19 protein-coding genes are annotated in these 19678 nt (G+C 53.0%); 9 read left to right on the top strand and 10 right to left on the bottom strand.

Features of this window, described 5'->3' with window-relative positions; genetic code table 11:
* The first annotated feature begins 31 nt into the window (after nucleotides 1-31).
* Genes FJ147_02205 through FJ147_02220 form a run of 4 tightly spaced genes read left to right on the top strand, consistent with a single transcriptional unit; the run spans nucleotide 32 to nucleotide 5721 of the window.
* Nucleotides 32-610 carry an FHA domain-containing protein gene (locus FJ147_02205; GenBank protein ID MBM4254690.1) on the top strand — a complete coding sequence of 193 codons (579 nt, stop codon included), beginning with the start codon at nucleotides 32-34 and terminating at the stop codon, nucleotides 608-610.
* Between the two features lie 38 nt (nucleotides 611-648).
* Nucleotides 649-2325 carry a Stp1/IreP family PP2C-type Ser/Thr phosphatase gene (locus tag FJ147_02210; GenBank protein MBM4254691.1) on the top strand — a complete coding sequence of 559 codons (1677 nt, stop codon included), beginning with the start codon at nucleotides 649-651 and terminating at the stop codon, nucleotides 2323-2325.
* Nucleotides 2326-2340: 15 nt separating this feature from the next.
* A complete protein-coding gene (locus FJ147_02215; GenBank protein MBM4254692.1) occupies nucleotides 2341-4842 on the top strand; it encodes a hypothetical protein in 2502 nt (833 codons plus the stop codon).
* 24 nt (nucleotides 4843-4866) lie between these two features.
* Nucleotides 4867-5721, top strand: a complete 855-nt coding sequence (locus FJ147_02220; protein MBM4254693.1) for an FHA domain-containing protein — start codon at nucleotides 4867-4869, stop codon at nucleotides 5719-5721.
* Between the two features lie 62 nt (nucleotides 5722-5783).
* On the opposite strand, the gene FJ147_02225 is transcribed toward FJ147_02220, so the two are convergent.
* The gene (locus tag FJ147_02225; protein ID MBM4254694.1) at nucleotides 5784-5939 is read right to left on the bottom strand and encodes a twin-arginine translocation signal domain-containing protein; all 156 of its coding nucleotides are present in this window, start codon (nucleotides 5937-5939) and stop codon (nucleotides 5784-5786) included.
* Between the two features lie 82 nt (nucleotides 5940-6021).
* On the opposite strand from FJ147_02225, the gene FJ147_02230 reads away from it, so the two are divergent.
* Nucleotides 6022-7350, top strand: a complete 1329-nt coding sequence (locus FJ147_02230; protein ID MBM4254695.1) for an FHA domain-containing protein — start codon at nucleotides 6022-6024, stop codon at nucleotides 7348-7350.
* A 47-nt stretch (nucleotides 7351-7397) separates the two neighbouring features.
* Here FJ147_02230 and FJ147_02235 read toward each other — a convergent pair whose 3' ends face one another.
* A complete protein-coding gene (locus tag FJ147_02235; protein ID MBM4254696.1) occupies nucleotides 7398-8636 on the bottom strand; it encodes a CoA transferase in 1239 nt (412 codons plus the stop codon).
* 88 nt (nucleotides 8637-8724) lie between these two features.
* Nucleotides 8725-9966: a CoA transferase gene (locus tag FJ147_02240; protein MBM4254697.1), complete on the bottom strand. Its 1242-nt coding sequence runs from the start codon at nucleotides 9964-9966 to the stop codon at nucleotides 8725-8727.
* A 204-nt stretch (nucleotides 9967-10170) separates the two neighbouring features.
* On the opposite strand from FJ147_02240, the gene FJ147_02245 reads away from it, so the two are divergent.
* From FJ147_02245 to FJ147_02255, 3 genes are all read left to right on the top strand, one after another.
* Nucleotides 10171-11541 carry a short-chain fatty acid transporter gene (locus FJ147_02245; GenBank protein ID MBM4254698.1) on the top strand — a complete coding sequence of 457 codons (1371 nt, stop codon included), beginning with the start codon at nucleotides 10171-10173 and terminating at the stop codon, nucleotides 11539-11541.
* A gap of 153 nt (nucleotides 11542-11694) precedes the next feature.
* Nucleotides 11695-11934 carry a DUF4258 domain-containing protein gene (locus FJ147_02250; GenBank protein ID MBM4254699.1) on the top strand — a complete coding sequence of 80 codons (240 nt, stop codon included), beginning with the start codon at nucleotides 11695-11697 and terminating at the stop codon, nucleotides 11932-11934.
* A gap of 31 nt (nucleotides 11935-11965) precedes the next feature.
* Complete coding sequence (locus FJ147_02255; GenBank protein MBM4254700.1) at nucleotides 11966-12241, top strand: YgiT-type zinc finger protein; 276 nt, start codon at nucleotides 11966-11968, stop codon at nucleotides 12239-12241.
* A gap of 337 nt (nucleotides 12242-12578) precedes the next feature.
* On the opposite strand, the gene FJ147_02260 is transcribed toward FJ147_02255, so the two are convergent.
* The 7 genes from FJ147_02260 to gap form a co-directional block, all read right to left on the bottom strand.
* Complete coding sequence (locus FJ147_02260) at nucleotides 12579-13112, bottom strand: HNH endonuclease (GenBank protein MBM4254701.1); 534 nt, start codon at nucleotides 13110-13112, stop codon at nucleotides 12579-12581.
* The gene (locus FJ147_02265) at nucleotides 13109-13420 is read right to left on the bottom strand and encodes a hypothetical protein (GenBank protein ID MBM4254702.1); all 312 of its coding nucleotides are present in this window, start codon (nucleotides 13418-13420) and stop codon (nucleotides 13109-13111) included. The genes FJ147_02260 and FJ147_02265 overlap by 4 nt, the downstream gene beginning before the upstream one ends.
* Before the next feature lie 46 nt (nucleotides 13421-13466).
* On the bottom strand, nucleotides 13467-15290 hold the full coding sequence (gene cysN, locus FJ147_02270; protein MBM4254703.1) for a sulfate adenylyltransferase subunit CysN: 1824 nt from the start codon (nucleotides 15288-15290) through the stop codon (nucleotides 13467-13469).
* Complete coding sequence (cysD, locus tag FJ147_02275; GenBank protein ID MBM4254704.1) at nucleotides 15290-16189, bottom strand: sulfate adenylyltransferase subunit CysD; 900 nt, start codon at nucleotides 16187-16189, stop codon at nucleotides 15290-15292. Before cysD ends, cysN begins: the two co-directional genes overlap by 1 nt.
* Before the next feature lie 172 nt (nucleotides 16190-16361).
* A complete protein-coding gene (gene secG, locus FJ147_02280) occupies nucleotides 16362-16931 on the bottom strand; it encodes a preprotein translocase subunit SecG (GenBank protein MBM4254705.1) in 570 nt (189 codons plus the stop codon).
* Nucleotides 16932-16943: 12 nt separating this feature from the next.
* Nucleotides 16944-17702: a triose-phosphate isomerase gene (locus tag FJ147_02285; GenBank protein ID MBM4254706.1), complete on the bottom strand. Its 759-nt coding sequence runs from the start codon at nucleotides 17700-17702 to the stop codon at nucleotides 16944-16946.
* 3 nt (nucleotides 17703-17705) lie between these two features.
* Nucleotides 17706-18710 (bottom strand): type I glyceraldehyde-3-phosphate dehydrogenase, encoded by a 1005-nt coding sequence (gene gap, locus FJ147_02290; protein ID MBM4254707.1) that lies wholly within the window; start codon nucleotides 18708-18710, stop codon nucleotides 17706-17708.
* 288 nt (nucleotides 18711-18998) lie between these two features.
* On the opposite strand from gap, the gene tolQ reads away from it, so the two are divergent.
* A complete protein-coding gene (gene tolQ, locus FJ147_02295; protein ID MBM4254708.1) occupies nucleotides 18999-19670 on the top strand; it encodes a protein TolQ in 672 nt (223 codons plus the stop codon).
* Nucleotides 19671-19678: the final 8 nt, after the last annotated feature.

Below are 19678 nucleotides of genomic sequence, written 5' to 3' on the forward strand. Positions count from 1 at the left end.
TTCGGAGTTTAGAGTTAATAAGGAGAAATATATGATCCGTTGTTCTGAGTGTGGCCACGAGAACATGGATGGGCTCGAATACTGTGATGCTTGTGGAGCGAAGCTCCCGGTTGGCACCCCAGCTGAACCTGCTGCCGTGGCAGTTCCTGCAGTCGCTCCCGTTGTAGCCCCAGAGCCACCCTCTGCCGAAGCCAGTGCTCCTGCTGAACCTGCTGCCGTCGCTACCGCTGCTGTTACTCCTGCTACTCCAGCCCCAGCGCCTACACCTTCCACGGGAACCATACAACAGGCGCAATTAACTATTTTGCGCGGTGGTACGGTTGGGAAAGTTTTTCCTTTGCAAGCGGGCGACAACCTGGTTGGTCGCTGGGACCCCGATTCTGGTTCTTTTCCTGAAGTTGATATGGAACACGATGATCCTGAAGCACGGATCTCGCGCAAACATGCTCTCATTCGCATGAACGATGCCATTACCATCGAGGATATTGGGAGTCTCAACGGCACGTTCGTTAACCGTGGCAAGCGACTGGAACCAGGATCACCGGCAGAGTTAAAGGATGGTGATGAAGTGATCGTTGGTAAGACGTTCTTCAAACTGTCCATAGGATAGCCTGTATCGTTGACCTTCTGAACCGAGGCTGGTGAACTATGAGCGCAGTCCCACAACCGGCCTCCCTGCCGCTTTCATCGACAGATATTTCCTGCCCTGAGTGCGGGCAAGAAAATCCTGCAGAGGAGGCCTATTGCACTGCGTGCGGTGCCGCGTTGCAAAGTGAGCCGTTGCCACCGCCGTTAACTCCCCTTAGTCCAGGAACGTTACTCGCGGACACGTATACGATTGAGACAGTTGAACCTCTGGGACGCGAGAATCGTTACCTCGCTGTTGATGCAACCTCGCCGGGGGGCTCAGTCCTGCTGCGTGAACGTGCCGGTGAGGAGGCTGAGCCGTTCCAAACGCTTATTGCCCGTACTGCCGAACTGAAGCATCCAGCGTTCTTGATTCCTGACCGCGTGATGAGTCAAGACGATCGCGTGTATCTTGTCTGCCCTCGAGTCCCTGGCATCAAGTTGTCCGAACGGATCGATTGCACGAGCGAGCGCGAAGCGGTGAGTTGGGGAGTACAATTGTGCCAGGCCTTGGGCGTGTTGCATCGGCGAGAGTTGCTCTGCGTAGACTTACCGCCCGAGGGTGTGTTGCTTGACAAAGAAGGGCGGGTGCGAATCACGCAGCTCAATGCCTCGGTGGCGAAGGGGGAGGTTCTTGATCCGCCACGTGTCACTGATGGTTATTCCGCTCCCGAAGCCTATAAGCCAGGGTTGTTTGCTGCGACAGCCGATGTTTTCGCCGTAGGCGCACTCTTATATACGTTGCTCGTGGGAAAGCGGCTGCCTATCGAGGGCTGGCTTGTGCAGTATGAACCGCCGGTGTTCTATCCAGAAAAGGTCCTCTCGCCTAATCTTGAACGCGTGTTGCGTACAGCGTTAGCCCTGGACCCCAAAGAGCGATATGAGAGTCTCGATGCCCTCAAGGCAGCACTATTGACCTGCAACCAGAAGAGCCTGGTGCGTTCGGCGTGGTTGACAGACGTGGGTCAGATCCGGGAGCACAACGAAGATGCGGTGCTGGTCAAGGAAGACGGGCAAGGGACTGTTGCTGGCAACGCTTTCACTGGTCTGTATATCGTTTCTGATGGTATGGGCGGTGCAGAAGCCGGAGAAGTCGCCAGCGCGTTAGCGATCGAGACTGTTGCTCGACACATCGAACGTGCGCGCGTCGAGACGCCACCCCAAGACGAAGCCGCGTGGGAACAGTGTCTGCGTGAAGCTGTTGAAGCAGCCAATGCGACCATTCTGACATACGCAAAAGACCACCCGAGTGCGGCAGGGCTTGGGGCAACAATCGTCGTTGTGTTACTGCAGAACCAGCGCGCAACATTGGCATGGGTGGGAGACAGTCGGATTTACCTCTGGGAACAGGGACAGCTTCAACAGCTCTCGCGTGATCACTCGTTGGTGGCGCGCTTGGTGGAGATCGGCCAACTCACGGCTGACGAAGCACGCACTCATGAGCATCGCAATGTCTTGATTCGCTCGTTAGGGAGCAAAGAGCAAATTACTGTCGATACCATCAGCCGGCCACTGCGCCGGGGAGCACGATTGTTGCTCTGTAGTGATGGTTTAACCTCTCACGTAGAAGATGGGGCAATTGCCGATATTCTGAGCCGTCATCGAGAACCCGTTGCTGCGACGTCGGAGCTGATCGTTGCTGCGAATGCTGGGGGAGGAAGCGACAACATTTCGGCTGTGGTAGTATTTCACGAGTAGTGAGGACTATCTGCCATGCCGCGCAACGAGAATGGACAGCTTGAGCCTGGAACGCTTCTCGCGGGAAGATACCGTGTCGAGCGCTTCCTCGCTGGCGGTGGCATGGGGCTTGTGTACATTGCCAATGATCAACGTCTGGCAGATCGACGCTGTGCAGTCAAAGAGATCTTTGACCGATTTACCAACCCAGAAGAACGGGCCCGAGCCATTGAGTATTTTCACCGTGAGGCAGATACCCTCGCCCAACTGAATCACCCTGCGATTCCCGCCATCTTCGATCGTTTCGGTGAAGGTCATTGCCATTACCTGGTGATGGATTTCATCGAAGGAACCAACTTGGAAAACGAGTTGGCCAACCAAGGAGGTTCGCTTCCTGAGAGTCGTATTATTGAGGTTGGTCGTGAATTGAGCGACGTCCTTTCCTATCTCCACAGTTTTGAACCTCCGGTCATCTACCGTGATATGAAGCCCGGCAACGTGATTATCACGCCGAGCGGACGAATAGTGCTCATCGACTTCGGGATCGCGCGTATTTTTACTCCCCAAGGCAAGGCAACGTTGATTGGGACTCCAGGATTTGCGCCGCCGGAACAGTATGCTGGGTCAGTCGATCAGCGTTCTGATATCTACGCTCTCGCTGCGATGATGCACTACATGCTCACTGGCCGTGATCCAGAGAAAAATCCACCATTCTCGTTCCCGCCAGTCCATTCGCTCAAACCAGAAGCCTCGCCGTTTCTAGCCCAAGCCATTGATACTGCCCTGGCGTACAAACCTGAAGAGCGTCCCGAGAGTGCTGAGGCATTTAAGGAGATGTTTCTCTATGGACGCGGGCTTAAGGCGCCGGTTGTGCCCCCAGCGTCGAAGTCGGCAACGCAACCTCTCCAGCCCTTGGACGGTGCCGTTGGCACGAATGTCGAAGTTGCCGAAGAAATGCGACCGGTGCGTAAACGACACTGGGGACGACGACTCGCAGCTCTCGTCTTGATTGGGTTGTTCGGCAGTGTCGCATACAGTGTGGTCACCAGCCCCGATTTGTTGAACGGTAACGTCATGACTCGCTGGGGAGAACAGATCCCTTGGCAGAGAATTGAAGCGTGGCTACCGGAATCGCGACAAGAGCAGTTTCGTCAGTTCGTCGCGAACCTTCCTTGGGAACGTGAGAAACGCGTACGTGCGTTGCGAGCCGACCCTCTTGAGCTAGTGTCAGTCAAATTGTTGAACACGTCGCGCGATGGGACCCCACTGCCCACCCAGAAAGGCACCTATCTTGATAGTGAAGTCCAATATCTGACATGGGAAGTCGTCTTGAAGAACCGTCTGGCTGGAGTGGAAGGGGCAACCTATCGACTTGAAGGGCGTTTTTTTGATCCCGAAGGTGGTGCTGCTGGGAAGAGTGAAGGGGGCCGGTTTGTCCGGCCAGAAGAAGAACAAGTCAGTCTTCGTGGCGTCACCCTGCTCGAAGGACTTAAGGAGCGAGCAAAAGGAAACTATCAGTTTGAGCTGTACTGGGGCGAGAAGAAACTTGCTACGCAAGATATTCGTATCGAAGCTGAGCCCAAGAAAGTCGCTGCTGCCGCAGTACCTCCCTCCGAAGGCGGAACCTTGCCAGTGCCCGTACGGCCAACGTCACCATTGCCTGATCCTGCAATCGAAGAGCGTACCCGCCGTCTTGCTGAAGAAGCGAAACGTGCGGCTGAGGAGATGAAGCGCCAATCTCTGATTCATGAGCGTAGCAAGAAGCCACTGGATCTCGTCTCCGTGCGTTTTAGCAATACCAGCAAAGAGGGGAAGCGCTTATCAGGACAAGGAGATAAATTTCCGGCATCGAAAGTCCGCTTCATTGGTTGGGAAGCGCAGTTTCGTAACCGCTTGTTAGAACTGGTCCCAGCGTATCATCGAATTGAAGCAACCTACTATGCCCCGAACGGTCAACCTCTAGGAACCGTGCAGGATGCAAAGCAGGTGGAACTTGAAGCGAAGGAGGTCACGTTTACTGCACGAATTGGGAGGTCCACCGGTGGGGCATTTGTTCCTGGAACCTATCGTGTCGACTTTTATCTGAATGGATATCCACTGTCATCAAAGAAGTTCACGGTTGAGAATGATCAAGAACAGCTGGTGAGTAGAGAACCTCCACCCCCGGTGCGAGAAACTCCCCGAGATGAACCTCCACCACGTGAGGAGCGCCCTTCGTCACGTGGTGATCTTGCCAGTATGCTTCAACATCATACCGGAAGTATGCTTGGGCTAGATGGCGGACGCGAAGTGACGCTGGAACTGGACTTTCATCCCCAACGAGACGGAAGCCTGCGAGGGGATGTGATCATCCATGAACCGGGATTTGGGACTACACCGCTGATGGGAAAAACCGATGGTGAGAAAATCGAGTTTCGCAGTCCAACGGGGCGCGGCACCTTTCATTTCCGGGGTTGGCGAGATGAAGATCGCCTTACCGGAACGTATACGATTCTCCCCTCAGGAGATGAGGGGCGCTGGTCAGTGAAGATTCGCTGATGGCCGACAACTGAGAATGAAAAAATGGAACTTTCACGTGAACGATTGATTCTCTTTGCTGGAGCTGGACTGCTCGGCGGTATTGCTGGGTGGGCTATCGCTGACCCACTGGCTGGTGTTGGTAATGTCTATCAGCGTGCGGTGGTGATTGGTGCAGTGGTGGGAATCTTTGTTGGAATCTTCCTTGGGGCGATCGAAGGCCTGAGTGCTGGACACAAAAACCAGATTCAACAGGGTGTCATGCTAGGTGGTGGAGCTGGGCTCATCGGTGGTGGCCTGGGGCTGTTAATGGGAGAGCTGGCGTTTGGCGCACTCGGTGGCATGGGTGGTCGAATGCTCGGGTGGAGTATCTTTGGCATTGCCGTAGGATTGGGCGTTGGTTGGGTTGGTCGTTCGTTTGCACGTCTTCGTAATGGCGCGATTGGTGGGTTACTCGGTGGTGCGATCGGCGGGGCAATCTATCACGTAGTGACAGCTATGTTGCCACAGACAGCTGGTCGTGGAATTGCGCTGGCACTACTCGGAGCTATGATTGGACTTGGCATTGGGCTTGTCGGTGAAATCCTCAAACGCGCGTGGCTGATGGTGGTTCGCTCCCAGAGTCGTAATGCCCGAGAGGGGAAAGAGTATCTGCTTAATAAATCGAAGACCCGTATTGGGAGAGCGGAAGAAAGCGACGTTGGTTTATTTGGTGATCAGAGTGTAGCCAATTTCCATGCAGTGGTTGAACGACAGAAAGGGAAATTCCTTCTTGCTCGTGGAGAAGGTGCCGTGCGTGTTAATCAACAGCCAGTGACGCAGCCTGTGCAACTGAAGAACGGTGATCGTGTAGAGGTCGGCGGCACGCTGTTTCTGTTTCGCGAACGTACTGGTGCATAGATATAGAATTGTAGGGTGAAAATGCGAATCTATCTTAAGCAAAACTCTTCACTCTTCACTCTTCACTCTTCACTGAGCAAAGACGGTCCCCGACTCCTGATTCCTATCCTCACGATTGGTTTTTTTATAGCGGTGCTTCTATTCGGAGTCACTGGTGCGAAAGCCGCCGACACCATAGTCGTATCCCTGACGAATCCACGCCTAGAGAACTTTGCCAATGGTGGAGCAGTCGGGCTCTACTTCAGTGCGACTGATACACAGGGCCATCCCGTCGGCCAGCTCAGTCCTGAGCATGTCGAAGTGAAGGAAGATGGGCAGAAAGTCGAAGTCGTCGATTTTCGCGGAGAAGAACAGGGGAGAGCCGTTGATATTGTCGTAGTTTTCGATGTCACCGAGAGTATGCAACCGTTCATTGACGGGTTGAAAGAGGCCACCAACGACCTTGCGGATCGGTTAGGAAAAGCGAATCGAGACTATCGCTTAGGGCTCGTTACATTTGAAGATTACGTGACTCGACAAGATCCCGTCTTCACTCGGAGTGCGACGGAATTCAAAAGCTGGGTTGGTTCGCTACAGGCTGCTGGTGGTGGGGATATTCCCGAGAATTCGCTTGATGCACTGGAGGCCGCTAGTAAGTTTCCCTTTCGGCCTGACGCGCAAGCAGTGATTATTCTTATTACTGACGCACCAAATCATTTCCGCGGTGACGGGTCAGAAAAGAACAATCCATATAACCGTGAATTTACACCTCTGACGGTCGACGAATTACTTCCTGACTTGAAGAAAGCCAACATTAACGTTGTGTCTATCTCGCCTCCCCCGTTTGCTGCGCCTGATCTGCATAGCATTGCGAAAGAGACCGGGGGGCAGCATTACAATATCGTCAGCGAAGGTCGGCGATTTCCTGAATTGATCGGCGAAATCGGGCGGTCATTGGCATCGCAATATTTCCTTTCCTATGTCAGCCCACGACCAGTTGAGGATGGCACCAAACGTAACGTTTCCCTCACCGTGACATACAAGGAAGCGGCTGGTGAGGACCGCACTGCGTATGAAGTGCGCGGTGTGGGCGGCGCACGAGTTGTGACTCCGGCAGTTCCATCTGGACGTCCAGGAGAGGTACCAACAAAGGTCCGCAGTGTGGTTGATTATAGCTGGTGGAATTTTCTCGTTCCGCTGCTTGCTGGAGTCGGGTTATTGGCGTTAGCGCGGGTGCGTTTGAGTGCGCTTCCTGCAGAGGTGATGGCGCGATTTGGTGGAAGTACATCTATCCCTGCGGCTACAAGTAGTAGTGCGCCGAGTCCAGCCGCCGTGGTTGAGAAACCCGCTCCCTATGCCCGCCTCATGCGGCAAAGCCCATTCGACGAAGTGCCGCGCGAAATTGCTTTTTCCCGTGATGAGTTCGTCATTGGTCGAGGCGAAGAATGTGATGTCATTGTCCCGCACTCGTCAATTTCCCGTGAACACGTTCGCATCAAGAAGCTCAAGCCTGGCTATGTGATCTTCGACCTCAAGAGCAAAAACGGCACGACTGTCAACGGGCGCCCGATCGTTGAGAACCTCCTCAAGGACGGAATGGCCGTCAAGATTGGCGATATCGAATTCATCTTCCGTGCGGCGAATGTCTAAGCTATTCAAGGGCCGCTCAGAGTAACGAGCCAGGCTTGAGAGGTGCTTTAAGTCAACACATCCTGCGCTTTGAATGCTGCAACTTGTTCTGTACTGTAACCCAGAATATCGCGTAATACATACTCTGTATCTTCCCCAAGCAAAGGCGCGGGTTTACGCACTGACAGTGATGTCTGTGACAGTTGCCAGGGAATGCCAACGTGTTGTTTCTTGCCGACCTCAGGATGGTCGGGATAGGTGAAGATTGGTCGGCTGTTGAGGTGCGGATCGGTTGAGAGATCCTTGTTGCTCATGACTGGTGCTGAGGGAATACCTGCCGCTTGTAGCTGTGTGGTTGCGTCTTCGGGCGAGCGTTGCTCGGTCCATGTGGTGATAATGGCGTCAAGTTCTTCTTCATGCTGTTTGCGCGCTTGCAGTGAAGAAAAGCGTGGACCATTTGCTAATGCGGGTTGACCAATCGCGGTACAGAATTTTTGCCATTCGGCTTCGTTGCGAACCGCAAGACTGACCCAGCGATCTTTCCCAGCGCTGCGATACACTGCGTGTGGCGACATGTGGAGATCATGGTTACCATCACGCTCTTCTTGGCCGCCGTTCATGCTGTAATCGAGCAGCCCTTCGGCAACCATTGCGGTTGAGGTCTCCCATTGTGATAGATCGATATACTGCCCTTTGCCAGTACGAGCGCGGTACATCAGTGCGCACATGACTGCGAACGCACCGTGCAATCCACCATTGGGATCGCCATAGGAGATACCGACGTGCATGGGGCGCCAGCCTTTATAGCCAGTAAGTGAGGCTAAGCCACTCATTGGAACCTGAGCTGGCCCGTATGAGATGTACTCTTTTTCTGGTCCAGTGGTGCCATAGCCAGAGAGCGAGATCATGATGATCTTGGGATTAATTTGCTTCAGCGTCTCATAGCCCAATCCCATACGGTCCATTACGCCACCGGCAAAGTTTTCCGTGACGATATCACTTTTGGCGACTAACTGTTTAGCAAGTTCGAGCGCTTCTGATTTCTTCAGGTTGAGCGACAGTGACCGCTTGCCTTGGTTGTACTGATTAAAGTAGCCGCTGCTATTCACGCCGGTTGATTGGCCATTGGGCCACGGTGGGATCAGCCGAGTGATGCATGGGCGCGTTGACGTTTCCACGCGAATCACTTCAGCGCCAAGATGAGCAAGCTGGAGCGTGCAAAACGGCCCAGCCCATACCCAGGTGAAGTCGGCGACGCGAATACCCTCTAATGGAAGACGGGCCATGTGGTTTCTCCTATGATTCATTGCGGATTGGCGATTGCGGATTGCGGAATGGAAAAGGTTAAGAAATTTTTCTTTCGATAATCCGCATTCCGCAATCTACACTCCGCAATTAGATGATTCTTTGTTGTTTCAACTGCCCAATCTCAGCTTGTGACAATCCCAGCTTGCCGTAGACTTCGTCATTATGTTGCCCGAGCAACGGTGCTGGGCGACGAATCTCCCACGGGCTTTCTGAGAATTTGTACAACGCTCCGGGATATTGCAGTGGGCCAGTAGTTGGATGATCGATCGTCGCGAAAAAGCCGCGTGATTTCAGATGTTCATTGTTAAAGAGATCCCCCATAGTCGATACGGGAGCAATAGGGACACGGCGCGACTGACATTTGTGGTAGAGGTCCATCACTGATTGATCTTTGATCCAATCCTGCAGCATCGGACCGAGCACATCCCAGTTTGCTGCACGACTGAAACGATCAGCGAAGATTTCTTCGCCCGCCCATTCAGGATTGTCCATGACGCTGACGAAGTTCTTCCACTGATGTTCCTCAACACAACACAAAAAGATCCAGCCATCTTTGCATTCGAGAAATTCGAGCGGCTGAATCGGTTTTTGTCCGAGGCGAGAAGAGGGCAGGTTCATGTAGGGCCAAAACTCAAAGGTTAATTCAAGAATTGCCAGTAAGCTTTCTTGAATCGAGACCTCGACATGCTGACCTTCCCCGGTACTGAGGCGAGAGAACAACGCACCTAACGAGGCAATGGCAGCATTAACACCGCCTTGATAACCTGCCTGTTGGCCAAAGGTGCGGAGCGGTGGCATTTCGTCGGTGCCAGGGCCTCCACCGTTGAGATGCGTGATGCCGCCTGCACTCCAGGTTGTGAGGTCGGTTGCCTGATAATCACGATGTGGGCCACTGAGGCCAAACGGTGCAATGGTTGTCATGACCAGAGACGGCTTCACTTTCTCGATCCGTGCGTAATCGAGTCCTACGTCAGCCATTTCTGTTGGGTGATAGTTATGAATAAGCAAGTCTGCATCTTTCAGCAGACGGTGGAAAATATCTTGCCCCTGGCTCTGTTTGAGATCTAAGGTCACCCCTTGTTTGTTGGTATTTAGATAGAGAAACAACCCGCTCTTTTCTGGATGTGGGATGTGGCCAGGGTAGGGGCCGCGTTGCCGCGCAAGGTCGCCTGATGGTTCTTCGATCTTGATCACTTCAGCGCCCATATCAGCCATCAATTTTGCCGCGTAGGCTGCAGAAACCAGGTAGCCACATTCAATAATGCGAACACCCTCAAGGGCACGCTCTGCCATGACGTCCTCCACAGATGCGTCTACCGTGCGTGTCATTGCGTGAGGTAGACGAAGTCGATATTGGAAACCGGTTTAGCAGCCTCGTTTTCTGGGGTCTAGGGTCTGGGGGTTGGGGGGCTGGGGGAGGATAGGAAAAGTAGTCAGTAGTTAGCATTCAGTAGTCAGTAGCGAAAAAACGCTTTTCCCCATGCTGACTACTGGCTACTAAAGAAGTTAGTTGCTGAATTCGGGAGTAAACGCATGGGCATTCTTGCTCGCTTAGGATTAGCAATTACCCGGTGGACTGAACGTTGGGTGCCAGATTCATGGGTCATTGCCGTGATGCTGACCCTGGTTGTAGCGGCTTTAGCAATCGTCGTTGGTGGTGCTACTCCCGCGAGTGCGTTGGAAGCCTGGGGAAAAGGGCTGTGGGCGCTGCTTACATTAGCGATGCAGTTTACCTTGATGATGGTGGTGTCGTATGCCTGCGCAGTTTCACCACCAGTGAAGAAATTGTTTGAATGGATGGCCTCGCGACCTGATCCAGAGCATCCACGTCAGGCAATTCTCCTGATGGGGCTATTTTCGACCGTGACCGCGTGGCTCAATTGGGCGTTTAGTCTGGTGGTATGTGCTGCGTTTCTACCCTTCCTTGTGCGGGCGAATCCACGGGCTGATTTTCGCCTATTGGTGACATGTGCCTATCTCGGACTCGGTACGATCTGGCACACCGGACTCTCAGGCTCGGCACCGCTGATTATCGCTACACCTGATAACTTTCTTATTAAATCAGGAGTTCTTCATGAACTGGTTCCAACCTCCCAGACCATGTTTAGTACATTCAATTTGGCTTATGCTTTGGTTGCAGGACTCATTGGCTTGGTTTTTGTTGCCCTCCTGGTTCCCTCTGCAGAGCAGACTCTCACCGTCTCCGAAGAACAGACCGCGCGGTTAATGGCGACGAATACCGTAAAGACGAGACCAACTGAGATGATCCCAGCAGAGCGGCTAGAGTGGTGGCCTGGGTGGTCACTGATTGTAGGGGTCGCGATGCTCGGTGTTTTTGCGCTTCAAGTACAGAAGGTTGGACTTGGACAAGCCTGGACAATCGACAACTATAACTTGTTGCTGCTCGCGTTGGGATTATTGCTACACTGGTATCCCAAGTCGTTCCTCTCGGCTTGTGAAGAAGGCATTAAAAATACCTGGGGAATTGTGGTTCAATATCCACTTTATGCCGGAATCTTTGGTTTGATGTCGTACACCGACTTAGGAAAAGTGCTTACCCATTTCTTCATTCAAGCAAGTTCGCCGCGGCTGTTTCCCGTTGTGGTCTATCTCTATTCAGCGGTGCTGAATTACTTCATTCCTTCGGGCGGGTCGAAGTGGATTGTCGAAGCGTCGTATCTGATCCCTGCTGGACAAGCGCTTGGTGTGTCGATTCCGACTGTCACTCTGAGTTATGCCTACGGCGATATGACCACAAACCTCATTCAGCCATTTTGGGCAATTCCGATTCTTGCCGTCGCTGGTTTGCGTTTTGGCGATATTATGGGCTACTGCTTTATCCTGACCGGGTTGCTGCTTGTGTTTAATATCTTTGCGTTGCTGCTGATTCCGTTGCAGCTCTAAAAGTGTAGGGTGAGTCACCCCTAAAAACGGCAGCGTCGTCCTGTCCGCCTGCTGCCGGTTTGCTATTCTCTGCCTCCATACGCTATCACTTCGCTCAGTGTGAGTTAGACCTGCGTCTCCATTAGCTGAAGTCGGAGTTTTCTCGTTGAACGTATGTATCCCCGTATCTTGCAACGGATTCAGACGTTGGTGCGGCAGGGAGACTATGTCCTGTCTGTTCATGTCGAGAACGAATTGGCTAACGATGGCTTTACCGAGCAAGACCTTGAAACCGCAATCTTCAACGGAAGTATCGTGCGAAGGGCAAGAGATGCTATTAGTCGCCCCAAATATATTGTTGAGGGAACAGCTTTGGACGGACGCGGCTTGACGGCAGTGGTGCAACCATTTTAGACGCGTCAGCTTGTTGTTATGGTGACAGTCTATGAAACCTAAAAAAGAAATAGACATGACTGGTGAAGTCTGTGTTCGGTGCTGTACCGGACAGCTGGAAGCGGTCTGTGAGCGCGAATACTTTCGGCATGGTCAGGCACTTGTGATTATTGAGGATGTCCCTGCTTGGGTGTGTCACAAATGTGGGGAGCGTTATCACCACGCTCACGTCTACAAGAGGATGCGGCAAATCGCCGCGCAGAGCGATCAGATTACCGAACATGTTCGCGTTCCGGTGGCGCACTACCAGGAAGAGGGAACTGCATAGGCGACAAGATTCCCGTAGAAAAAAGGAGGGGACTAATGTCCGACGAGCCGAGCGCAGTGGGGATGGAACGCAAACTGGCGGCGATCTTTAGTACCGATGTCGCGGGCTACAGCCGCCTCATGGGCGATGATGAAGAAGCCACCATCCGCACGCTCACCGCGTATCGCATAGTCATCTCTTCATTGATCCCGCAGTGTTAGATCGGCAGATTGCAGCGTTGCGCAGGGCAGGGCTCAAATAATTAAAAATGAAAAATCAAAAATGAAGAATGGGAGGAGAGGCTATAGGCTTGAGGATACAGGCTGTAGGGGAAGACGGAAAAAGTAAACCCTTCGATCTATCGTCGTTGCTCTAATAATAATTTTAGTAACACGCGCTGCTCTTCTAGTAACTTTCGCTGCTCCTCTAGTAATGTAACTTGTTGCGTTTGCAGTTGTTCCAAGACCGTGACAAGGTCTCGATATCGTGCGAGTAGTCGTTGTTCTTGACTGTGATGGTATCGACGAAGGCGAAGCGCGACAAGGGGCGGACGATTCAAGCGTAACCTTCGTAAGGTGAACGCGCCTATTGGTGTAATCGAGTATAGCGTTCCGTCTGTGAGCATGAGGAGGTGGGTCGCGAAAGCTTCTTTCCTTGGATTCCACAAATGCGGCTCATTTTCATCTGCTGACCAGTAGTCTGCTTTGTATTGATTGCAGCGTGGACAGCAATAGAGCAGATTAGCGAGGTCATCAGTCCCATCTTTAGACTGTGGGCGAAAATGATCAACCGTGAGCTCTCCTCCTGTATCAGTCTCGGTAACACCACAATACTCACAGGAAAACTGCGCTCGTTCGCGCACTTGGAGTCGGGTCGTTTCGTCAATGTTCATGCGGACTGTACAGGTGATGGGTGTGGTAGTTGCCTCTGCAATGCCGCAATATCGCGCCGGAGCATCTCATTGTGAGTCTCGATCTCTTGTATGCGCTGCGTAACGGCGAGGAGTCGTGCTACTCCCGTGTCGACTTGGGTTTGGAGAGTCGTAAGAGTAGCGGAAGAAGAGGTTTGGGAGAGGAGTTCCTCCTCTTCTTGGTCTTGTTGAACGTACCAAGCGTCTAATTGCGCCTGTTCATCGGAAGATAAAGCGCTACCACGTGTGGCTTTATCGTGTAGCTGTTTTCCGAGATCAGTCATGCTCATGATCGACCCCTTTTCAATCCACTGACTGTAGCACTATAGGATCCCTCTACGCGAGCACCTCCATAATCTCATCAACGCACGCCTCGGCTGTGAGATTTAACGTATGCAGATGAATCTCAGGTGCCTGTGGTGGCTCGTAGCTGCTGTCGATGCCGGTGAAATTCTTTAGCTCGCCGCGTCGTGCTTTGGCGTAGAGGCCTTTCACGTCGCGGCGTTCGCATTCTTCAATCGGTGTATCGACGAAGACTTCGAGGAACTCGCTGGCATCGAACAAACTGCGCGCCAGTTGGCGTTCGGCGCGAAACGGTGAGATAAACGAGACGAGCACAATCAGACCGGCGTCAACAAAGAGTTTTGCCACCTCGGCGACACGGCGAATATTTTCTACGCGGTCTGCTTCGGTGAAACCCAGATCACGGTTGAGTCCATGCCGAACATTATCGCCGTCGAGAATGTAGGTGTGCTTGCCTTCAGCATGTAAACGCTTCTCTAGCAGATTGGTAATCGTCGATTTGCCCGAACCCGAGAGACCGGTGAACCACAAGCAACGCGCTTGTTGGTGTTTAATTTCAGCACGGGCGGATTTGGTGACCTGGATGGCTTGCCAATGGACGTTTACCGCACGACGCAAGGCGAAATGGATAATTCCGGCACCGACGGTCTCGTTGGTCAACTTGTCGATGATAATAAATGCACCCAAGCGCTTGTTGTCAGTATACGGCGCAAACGGGACGAGACGGTCGAAGCTAATATTGACTGTGGCAATTTCGTTGAGACTTAATGTCTTGGCCGCTAGACGAGCGCCAGTGTTAATATCAAGCCGATACTTGATATCACTCACTGTCACGCTTGCCGCCTTGGTATGAATCAGGGCAGCATAGGAGCGTCCAGGCAGCAGGGGCTGTTCACTCATCCAAAAGAGATCGGCCTCGAACTGATCGGCGGCTTCGACTGGGTGAGATGCTGCGGCAATGACATCACCACGACTCGCATCGATTTCGTCTTCGAGGACTAACGTGACCGACTCGCCAGCATGGGCTGCGCTTTGCGAACCGCCAAAGACGGCAATGTCTTTGATGCGACTTGCAACCCCAGAAGGGCTGACGCGGACAATGTCTCCAGGCTTGACCGTGCCGCTGGCGACGCGGCCAGAAAATCCGCGAAAATCGAGGTTCGGTCGATTAACCCACTGCACTGGCATAGCAAACGGCTGCGTCGTTTCGCGCTCATCAGCCGGGACGGTTTCAAGCCACTGCAATAGACTCGGCCCGTGATACCAAGCGAGTTCGGCAGAGTTCGCTTCGACGATGTTGTAGCCTTCAAGCGCTGACATCGGAATTGCCGTGATTGTTTCAAAGTGCAGTTCTTCGGCAAAGCGGCGATACGCAAGTTCGATCTCGTCAAAGACGAGTTGTGAACCATCGACCAGATCCATCTTATTCACTGCCAGTGCTACGTGTTGGATGCCGAGCATCGAGACAATGCGGCTGTGGCGTTTGGTCTGTACCAGGACCCCTTTGCGCGCATCGATCAGTAGCACTGCCGCTTGTGCTGTCGATGCGCCGGTCGCCATATTGCGCGTGTATTGTTCATGGCCTGGGGTGTCGGCAACGATAAAGCGACGCTGAGGAGTGGCGAAAAAACGATAGGCGACATCAATGGTGATCCCCTGTTCCCGTTCCGCCTGCAGCCCGTCAACCAGTAGCGCAAAATCTAAGCGCTCACCTTGGGTGCCGAATTTTTTCGAGTCCCTTTTCAACGCCTCCAATTGATCTTCAAAGATCAACTTAGTCTCGTACAGCAAGCGGCCAATCAGCGTCGATTTTCCATCATCAACACTGCCGCAAGTAATAAAGCGCAGCATGTCCATCAGAAATACCCTTCCTGCTTTTTGCGCTCCATGGAACCAGCACCGTCATGATCGATCACACGTCCCTGGCGCTCAGAGGTTGTCGCGCCGAGCGTCTCGGCAACAATTTCTTCAAGTGTCTCGGCGTTACTCTCAATTGCTGCGGTCAACGGATAACAACCGAGCGTACGAAACCGCACCTTCAGCATTTGCGGCGTTTCGCCTGGTTGGAGTGGCAGGCGATCATCGTCGACCATAATCCACTGGTCATCGCGTTTGACTACCGGACGTACAGCCGCAAAATACAACGGCACGATGGGAATATGCTCTTGGCGGATATACCCCCAGATATCAGCTTCGGTCCAATTAGACAGGGGAAACACCCGGATCGTTTCACCGGTATTGATGCGCGCGTTATAGAGATTCCACAGCTCCGGACGTTGGGCTTTGGGGTCCCAACGATGACCCGGCGCACGGAACGAAAAGATCCGTTCTTTGGCCCGCGACTTTTCCTCATCACGCCTGGCGCCACCGAATGCGACATCGAAGCCGTGCATATCGAGTGCTTGCTTCAGGGCTTCCGTTTTCATGACGTCGGTATGATACGCTGAGCCATGCGTAATCGGACCAATGCCTTCGGCAGGTCCGCGCGGGTTGGTATACGCGATCAGCTTGAAGCCAGCTTCTTTCGCCATGCGCTCACGAAACGCGATCATCTCGCGGAATTTCCATTTGGTATCGATGTGCATCAGCGGGAAAGGAATAGGGCCGGGATAGAATGCCTTCTGCGCCAAGCGCAACATGACAGAGGAATCTTTGCCGATCGAGTACAGCATCACCGGTTTTGTTGCCGTTGCCGCAACCTCGCGGATGATTTCGATCGCTTCTGCCTCAAGCTCTGAAAAAAACGTGTCGCTCATTTTGTGAATCTCAATCTTGGCCCCCTTTACGAGAAAGGGCCGCGCACAATACCAGGGAACTCTCAGACTCAGAGAAAATGTCACTCCTCTCTGAGTAAGAATAGCTTGATCAATCTTCGCGTTGCAAGCAAGGACGCCTGTACCTCATGCGCTGAATCTGTAATTGATCTTCTTACTTTGGCGCAGGTGATGGCGTGGGAGCGGATTCTGGGGTCTTTGCCGCTTCACTATTTGTCGCGGGAGTGGTCGGAGCTGTGTTTGTTGCTGCCGTTCCTTGCGCAGGAGTTCCCACGGTCGTTGTCGATACAGTTACAGAAGGATCTGTTGTCGGAGGAGCCGAAGACGTAGGCGCGGGGACCGCCGATGGCGTTTGCGACGCTGCTGGTGCTTCCGCAGGCTTATCGCCTGTTGTCCCGCTTTCACCCGCTGGGGCTGTTGATGGTTGTTCGGCTGTGGTTGGAGCTGGTGCTGCGGCGGGAGCCGGTTCTACATCGAACACACTCTTCTTTGTTTGCCGTGCTGTACCGTAGGTCAGAAATAGCGAAGTGGCCATAAAGATGGCTGCCGTCGCTGTCGTGAGCTTGGTGAGAAAATTGCCTGCTCCTGAGCTACCGAAGATCGTCTGACTTGAACCACCAAAGACGGCGTTGACATCAGTGCCCTTGCCAGTTTGTAGCAGAACGACCACAACGAGAAAAATGCATGCCAAAATATGAAGAATGGTAAATGCTGTGCTCCACATAATCGGGCGATCTTAGCGGAATTGTACGATGCGGGCAAAGGCCTCGGCTTGTAAACTTGCTCCACCGACCAAAGCACCATCAATATCAGGCTCTGCCATGAGGGAATCTACGTTGTCTGGCTTGACGCTACCTCCGTACAACAGTCGTACAAGTTCGGCAGACGAACGATCTGCGAGGTCTGCTAAAGTCATACGAATCGAGGCGTGCACTTCTTGAGCCTGTACCGGTGTCGCTGTTCGTCCTGTGCCGATCGCCCATACTGGCTCATACGCAACAACGAGTGAGGCAATCGCTTGCGCATCGAGTCCTTGCAAAGCCCCACGCACCTGACGAGCAAGGGTGGCTAATGTTTCTCCCTGGTCTCGTTGTTCGAGGGTCTCGCCAACGCAAACGATAGGAATCAGCGCGTCGCGACGGGCAGCTTGTACTTTCTTGGCGACCTGTTCGTCGGTTTCACCGAAATACTGCCGCCGTTCTGAATGGCCGATGATGACGTACGTACAGCCCAACTCCTTCAACATGGGGCCGGACACTTCACCAGTAAAAGCTCCTTGCGGCTCCCAGTGAAGGTTTTGTCCGGCTAAGCGAATGGAAGTGCCTGCTAACAACCGACTTGCCGTCTCCAGGGTACTGAAAGGTGGAGCAACCACAACTTCTCGGTCTGCGGGGCGACCGATCTGGGATTTTAACGCGGACAGTAATCGCTCAGCTTCGGCCCGCGTGCCGTGCATTTTCCAGTTGCCTGCAATGAGAGAACGTCGAATCGCCATAGCTTACAGTTTCTGGCCAATGTAGACGGCCACATCTCGCATCCGATTGGAGAACCCCCACTCGTTGTCATACCACGATAAGACTTTCACAAAATTGTTGTCCATTACTTTTGTCAGAGCGGAGTCGAAAATTGAGGACGAAGGGTTCCCATTAAAGTCGACAGAGACCAGTTCTTCTTCGCAGTATTGAAGCACACCTTTGAGTGGCCCTTCAGCAGCCGTGCGAATTGCGGCGTTAACTGTTGCTTCGGTGGCGGGCTTTTCCAGTTCGGCCACAAGGTCAACCACTGAGACGTTAGCAGTGGGAACGCGTACGGCCATGCCGTCGAGTTTGCCTTTGAGTTGCGGAAGCACTTCGCCCACGGCGCGGGCAGCACCGGTGCTGGTCGGAATCATCGATTGCGCAGCCGCACGTGCGCGACGGATATCGGAGTGTGGCAGATCGAGAATGCGCTGGTCATTGGTGTACGCATGAACGGTCGTCATCAGTCCGCGCTTGATACCAAAGTTGTCATTCAGTACTTTGGCGACTGGTGCCAGGCAATTTGTTGTACACGAAGCGTTCGAGATCACCGTGTGCTTCCCTGCATCATACGCGGTGTGATTAACGCCATAACATAGCGTGATGTCCGCACCTTTCGAAGGAGCGGAGACGAGGACCTTTTTCGCACCGCCAGTGAGGTGTGCCACTGCCTTGTCTTTGTCGGTAAAGATTCCGCTACACTCCAGTACGAGATCAACTCCGAGTGACTTCCAGGGCAGTTTATTGGGGTCACGCTCTTGTAAAATCTGGATACGTTTGCCGTTGACGACCAGAGCGTCTTTCTCGGCTTTGACTTCTCCATTGAGGCGACCATGTACGGAATCGTACTGCAAGAGATGGGCAAGAGTTTTTGCGTCGGTGATGTCGTTGATGGCGACAAAATCGAGTTCAGGTTGTTGCAAGCTCGCGCGCAATACGTTGCGGCCGATGCGGCCAAATCCGTTGATGCCTACTTTCACAGCCATAGTTCCCTCAGCAAGAAAAATTTCTCTTATCCTCGCGTATTGATCTTTGGCAGTCAAGCGAAAAACCCATACAAAAGGATTGTCTTGTGAAGTTGATTATCTTATGTGAATTGACTGACCTTGGTTTCTGCATGTATTACTACTGAAGACATGTGGTGGAGAGGTTGCATGAGGTGGAGGAACGTCGGTTTTCTCGTGCTGGTGCAGAGTAGTATGGACGCACTCTTTCAGCAGGTTGCTGCCCAAGTGGAGGAGGCACCAGTTCTCGCTGCGGATAGTATCCTCGATATGGTCACGCACTCTGGGCTTGTCGTCCAGATGGTGCTGTACCTCCTGCTGTTTTTTTCCATTATCAGTTGGGGGATTGTTTTCTATAAATTTCTACAGATCTTTAAGGCTCGTCGTGAGTCTGAGCGCTTTGCGTCGGTGTTTTGGGAGACAAAAAACTTTTCGTCTATTCATGGAGCTTCGCTGGAAATGAAAGAAAGTCCAGTGGCACAGGTCTTTCGCGCGGGTTACCAAGAATTGATGCGTTTGGTGCGTACCCGGAAACAACCGGCAGCAGTAGAAGGCGAACCACTGAGTACCCCAGAGGAAGGTGGGATCGAGAATATCGAGCGGGCGATGCGGCGGGCAATGCGTTTACAGATTACTCGCCTGGAGCGAGGTTTGATATTTCTCGCGACTACGTCCAGCACTGCGCCCTTCGTTGGGCTATTCGGTACCGTGTGGGGTATTATGGACGCATTTCGTGGGCTAGCGGTGACGAAGACCTCTAGTATTCAAGCGGTTGCCCCTGGAATTGCGGAGGCCCTGATTGCGACCGCGGTCGGGCTGTCAGCCGCAATCCCTGCGGTCATGGCCTACAATTATTTCAGTCGTCAGATTCGTGTATTGACCGCGGACATGGAGAACTTTGTCGCGGAGTTCCTCAATATCGCTGAGCGTCACTTCCTCTAAACCGCGGT

Source organism: Deltaproteobacteria bacterium (genome assembly GCA_016874775.1).
Lineage (GTDB): Bacteria > Desulfobacterota > Binatia > Bin18 > Bin18 > VGTJ01.

Bases quoted from the DNA above. Each gene is read 5' to 3' on its own strand.
- FJ147_02265 (MBM4254702.1), bottom strand. From the start codon at position 13,420: ATGAGCATGACTGATCTCGGAAAACAGCTACACGATAAAGCCACACGT.
- FJ147_02235 (MBM4254696.1), bottom strand. From the start codon at position 8,636: ATGAATCATAGGAGAAACCACATGGCCCGTCTTCCATTAGAGGGTATT.
- FJ147_02215 (MBM4254692.1), top strand. From the start codon at position 2,341: ATGCCGCGCAACGAGAATGGACAGCTTGAGCCTGGAACGCTTCTCGCG.
- FJ147_02260 (MBM4254701.1), bottom strand. From the start codon at position 13,112: ATGAACATTGACGAAACGACCCGACTCCAAGTGCGCGAACGAGCGCAG.
- FJ147_02250 (MBM4254699.1), top strand. From the start codon at position 11,695: ATGTATCCCCGTATCTTGCAACGGATTCAGACGTTGGTGCGGCAGGGA.
- cysD (MBM4254704.1), bottom strand. From the start codon at position 16,189: ATGAGCGACACGTTTTTTTCAGAGCTTGAGGCAGAAGCGATCGAAATC.
- gap (MBM4254707.1), bottom strand. From the start codon at position 18,710: ATGGCTGTGAAAGTAGGCATCAACGGATTTGGCCGCATCGGCCGCAAC.
- tolQ (MBM4254708.1), top strand. From the start codon at position 18,999: ATGGTCACGCACTCTGGGCTTGTCGTCCAGATGGTGCTGTACCTCCTG.
- cysN (MBM4254703.1), bottom strand. From the start codon at position 15,290: ATGGACATGCTGCGCTTTATTACTTGCGGCAGTGTTGATGATGGAAAA.
- secG (MBM4254705.1), bottom strand. From the start codon at position 16,931: ATGTGGAGCACAGCATTTACCATTCTTCATATTTTGGCATGCATTTTT.
- FJ147_02245 (MBM4254698.1), top strand. From the start codon at position 10,171: ATGGGCATTCTTGCTCGCTTAGGATTAGCAATTACCCGGTGGACTGAA.
- FJ147_02255 (MBM4254700.1), top strand. From the start codon at position 11,966: ATGAAACCTAAAAAAGAAATAGACATGACTGGTGAAGTCTGTGTTCGG.
- FJ147_02220 (MBM4254693.1), top strand. From the start codon at position 4,867: ATGGAACTTTCACGTGAACGATTGATTCTCTTTGCTGGAGCTGGACTG.
- FJ147_02210 (MBM4254691.1), top strand. From the start codon at position 649: ATGAGCGCAGTCCCACAACCGGCCTCCCTGCCGCTTTCATCGACAGAT.
- FJ147_02240 (MBM4254697.1), bottom strand. From the start codon at position 9,966: ATGACACGCACGGTAGACGCATCTGTGGAGGACGTCATGGCAGAGCGT.
- FJ147_02285 (MBM4254706.1), bottom strand. From the start codon at position 17,702: ATGGCGATTCGACGTTCTCTCATTGCAGGCAACTGGAAAATGCACGGC.
- FJ147_02205 (MBM4254690.1), top strand. From the start codon at position 32: ATGATCCGTTGTTCTGAGTGTGGCCACGAGAACATGGATGGGCTCGAA.